The sequence below is a fragment of the Arcicella sp. GW458-12-2-14-TSB2 genome (assembly GCF_059423785.1).
On sequence record NZ_JBWKYN010000356.1, the window covers coordinates 1 to 1,297 of the forward strand.

A 1,297-nucleotide genomic window follows, 5' to 3' on the forward strand; every position below is an offset into this window, starting at 1 on the left:
GCAACAATTAGTATATATAATTAAAAATTTTTCATAGTTAAATAGGTTTAGAGGTAAGATGGAAAGGGCGTTTCTTTTAGAGGCGCCACTTTTTAAAAAGCTAAGTTTTTTGTGAGGTTGAATAAGGAGTTGAAAAAATTTAGTTTATTGATTTGAATAGTTATTTTTCATAGTTAAATAGGTTTAGAGGTAAGACGGGAAAGGGCGTTTCTTTTAGAGACGCCTCTTTTTAAAAAATAATTAGAGAATCGAGGTAGTGAGTGAGATTGAGTAGTATTCTACTAATTTTTTACATTTAAAGTGCAGTTATTTTTCATAGTTAAATAGGTTTAGAGGTAAGACAATAAAGGATATAGCCATTGGTCATGTCCTTTTTTTATTTAAAAAGCCCTTTGTAGATGATACAAAGGGCTTTCTTATTTACATGTTGTTTCTGAAGCTTAAGTTTATCCCAAACGCTTACGAATAGCTTCATAAAGAATCACTCCTGTAGCTACGGATACATTTAAAGAACCCACACGCCCTACTAAAGGAATCGTAGCCAATTCATCTACAGAGCGCATTAAATCATCTGAAATACCGTCTTCCTCAGACCCCATGATGATGGCTGTAGGAACGGAAAAATCAATGTCATAAATATTTTTTGATACTTTTTCAGAACAAGCCACTACTTGAATACCAGAATTTTGTAAATACCTTACGGTGTGAAATAAATTTTCTTCTCTGCAAACAGGTAAAAAGTTTAATGCACCAGATGATGTTTTCATCGCATCAGCATTAATCTGAGCAGCACCTTTTGTTGGAATAACGATAGCATGCACCCCAGTACATTCGGCAGTACGAGCAATCGCCCCGAAGTTTCTTACATCTGTAATTCTATCTAATACTAAAATTAAGGGTACTTCACCTTTCTCATACACATCTGCTACTATATTTTCAAGTTTAGCATAATTAATAGCAGAGACAAAGGCAATAACGCCTTGGTGATTTTTACGCGTAATTCTATCTAGTTTTTCACTTGGTACTTTTTGAACAGGAATTCCTTTCAAACGCGCAAACTCTAATACTTCTAAACTGCCTAATTCTCTTTGGACCAATAGTTTGTCAATTTCCTTCCCAGAACGAATCGTTTCTAAAACTGATTGAATACCAAATACTATATCTTTATTTTCAGGTTTTGCTTGGTTGAAATATTTGAAGGGCTTTTTTTGTCCATCTGAATGGTTTTCCATTGTTGTTGTATTTAATTGATTATTAATTCTTATCGAACGATAGTTTCTCTTATTTTTTGTAAAGT

At 33.2% G+C, this 1,297-nt stretch carries 1 protein-coding gene; it reads right to left on the reverse strand.

Annotated features, from left to right (window positions below; genetic code table 11):
- Positions 1–446: 446 nt before the first annotated feature.
- Positions 447–1,232, reverse strand: a complete 786-nt coding sequence (gene rlmB, locus AC07XN_RS24420; protein WP_309924313.1) for a 23S rRNA (guanosine(2251)-2'-O)-methyltransferase RlmB — start codon at positions 1,230–1,232, stop codon at positions 447–449.
- Between the last annotated feature and the right edge of the window lie 65 nt (positions 1,233–1,297).